This is a genomic window from Xanthomonas cissicola (genome assembly GCF_008801575.1).
Classification (GTDB): domain Bacteria; phylum Pseudomonadota; class Gammaproteobacteria; order Xanthomonadales; family Xanthomonadaceae; genus Xanthomonas; species Xanthomonas cissicola.
Window position 1 is genome coordinate 1 of record NZ_VZPL01000165.1, and the last position, 2408, is coordinate 2408.

Here is a 2408-nt window from a genome sequence, read left to right on the forward strand (position 1 = left end):
CCCACCAAGGACGCCGCACGCGCCGAGGTGTTCGACTACATCGAGATGTTCTACAACCCACAACGCCGTCATGGTTCAACTGGCGACCTGTCCCCTGTAGAGTTTGAACGGCGCTACGCGCAACGAGGGTCTTGAGTGTCTACGGAACCCTGGGCGTATCAGTACATCAGCGGCGCGCTGCTAGCTTGGGCACAGCAGCGCGGCATTCGGATCGAGCACATCCAGCCGGGCAAACCGCAGCAAAATGCCTACGTCGAACGTTACAACCGCACCGTCCGCTACGCCTGGCTGGCCACAACATTGTTCGACACCATCGAGCAGGTTCAGGACAAGGCCACGCGCTGGCTATGGACGTACAACCATGAGCGCCCCAACATGGCGCTCGGCGGTATCACCCCAGCAATGAAATTGGCGATGGCCGCGTAGCTCCACTTTTGGCGAACGCTAAAAGCGGGGGGATTACCGCTGCAGCACAGCTTCCCGAGCGCGTTCGTAAACCTGGCAAACCAATCGATAAGCCAGCGCATTGGTGAGGGTGTCGCGCGAGGCTGACCTCTATCATGCTTGCCCCGCGCCTTGACCAATCACCGTTCAGTTTTCAGCTGCGTCCGATCACTGGGCAGAATTTCGCCAGTTCACAGAGTTTTTCGTTTGGCGAAAGCAGGTTTACGCTATTCGTGAGAAATTGCCAGCCCTCACTCTCAACGGGAGTTCTTATATGGGATGCTTCAACGTCACAGGTGCCAGTGGGAAGGCGAGCGAATATGTTGTCGAGCAACACGCCGGTCGAACCACGAATGAGCAAGCGACGCAAGAGCAGGCGGCTCATCGTGAGACACAGGGTGTATTGCAAGGATTGAAAAGGCAAAGTTCAGTTAGGAGTAATTCCGATACCGAAAATGATGTGCAGTTTGCCGTGTCGCAAGTGCGAGCGGGTGGGCGCTTCCGTCCAGGTCCGCTACCTTAACAGAAGGAACTGATCGCGCCCAAGCCCGGTAATGAATAGGTTGCGATCAAAAGGCCAGCAGGAGCTTGCTGCTTTCTTGCCGAAACCCAGCACCCTTCATGCACCACACCCCGCCAATCATTTCATAGCGCAATGAAAATTGAAAAGAATACTCTAACTGAATCAGCATCCACCGCGTCGAGGGGACTTGAGGAGGAGCATGAGGCGAAACCTGGCGCATCGAGCGAAAAACGTTCCGAACGGGACGCGCCCACTCGATCGGGTGTGCTTGATGGACTGCAAAAGGCTCCCGTGCGCGTTGCTTCCAGTAGCTCCCGGTCCCGCACTGCAGGTCACGCCTCGGCGGCTGGAGCGGATGGGACTTTGCAAAAACAAGCGGACCTTTACGCGGAGAAAAAAAGAGTTAAGTGGATCAATGCGACCGGTGTCGCCAGTCGGGTGAGTCATAAGATTCAAGCCATGCTGGGGATGCGAGATGCCCAGTCTCGCGCGCAGGCTTTCGTTGAGTTCATGGCTGAGGGTAAAGGCAAGTCAGACGCTACAGCGCTCGATCTTGGCGATGGTTGGACGAGGGTTACGCGCGTTGTCAATGGAAAAACGGCTTTGATCGACATCCAGTGCGACAGCGATGGGCAGGTTGTAGATGCAAGGTATCCCGGAAAAATCCCTTCCCTCCCTGAGGGAAAGGAGCGGGAGGCATACAACACCGTGCTTCATGAGATGCAGCTTAGAGCGCCTGACAGGCTATCCCCAGTTCCCGTTTACTACGTGAACAGAAATACGCGTGGATATCTCATCCCTACACATGGATACGTAGTTGCCGGCAATCCCAACCGAGGGCGCAAAAGCGGCGCGATACTCTACGGAGTGGGAGGTGATCCCAAACGGGGGGCTGTTGTTTTAGACGAAAAGCTCCTTGGACACTTGATAGGTAAAGATTACTCGAAAAATCCGCACAAATTATCTGCAGAGGTCCGGGCGGCTCTTTTAGCTCTTGCCGGAACTTCATTTGCTACTCGTGAAGAATTTTACGAAGCTTACAGTCTGGCTAGGGGTGGTGAGGCTGGTCCATTAGCGTTGCATGACGAGATCACTGCCATCTACCGCCTTTTGCCTTTGTCAACAATGGAAATGTGGCCAAAGAAAGCCGGTGATTACAGAGTGGAAAGGCCTCCAGCGCCGGAACGCGATCTGCGTGCCTTCGAACACCTGCCGAAAGATTTTCGCAGAAAAGTACGGCTAAAAAAAATATCAGATGTCGACAGTGTTGATTTATTAGAAGCCAGACAGCAGTTCACGCTTCATCAGCTGTATCAGGATGAGCTGTTAGGGCGCAATGGAACAGGAGTTCCGTTGCGAAACCCGGAAGTCAAAGTGGATGTTGCGCGCCGTAATCGCGTGCTGGCTGCCACGCCGCGATTTCAGAGACTGCCGCCGCACA

The 2408-nt window shown here is 54.8% G+C and carries 3 protein-coding genes and 1 pseudogene; 3 read left to right on the forward strand and 1 reads right to left on the reverse strand.

Annotated features, from left to right (window positions below; all coding sequences use genetic code 11):
- On the forward strand, nucleotides 1-135 hold a 135-nt coding region (locus F7R02_RS24930; protein WP_151210041.1), incomplete at its 5' end, for an IS3 family transposase.
- A gap of 24 nt (nucleotides 136-159) precedes the next feature.
- Nucleotides 160-426 (forward strand): annotated as a pseudogene (locus F7R02_RS24940) (integrase core domain-containing protein); the annotation flags it as partial.
- Between the two features lie 172 nt (nucleotides 427-598).
- Here F7R02_RS24940 and F7R02_RS26605 read toward each other — a convergent pair.
- Nucleotides 599-829 carry a hypothetical protein gene (locus tag F7R02_RS26605; RefSeq protein ID WP_167521109.1) on the reverse strand — a complete coding sequence of 77 codons (231 nt, stop codon included), beginning with the start codon at nucleotides 827-829 and terminating at the stop codon, nucleotides 599-601.
- A 270-nt stretch (nucleotides 830-1099) separates the two neighbouring features.
- Between F7R02_RS26605 and F7R02_RS24950 the strand changes: the two genes are divergently transcribed.
- On the forward strand, nucleotides 1100-2408 hold a 1309-nt coding region (locus F7R02_RS24950; protein WP_235900991.1), incomplete at its 3' end, for a type III effector.

Bases quoted from the DNA above. Each gene is read 5' to 3' on its own strand.
- F7R02_RS26605 (WP_167521109.1), bottom strand. From the start codon at position 829: ATGAGCCGCCTGCTCTTGCGTCGCTTGCTCATTCGTGGTTCGACCGGC.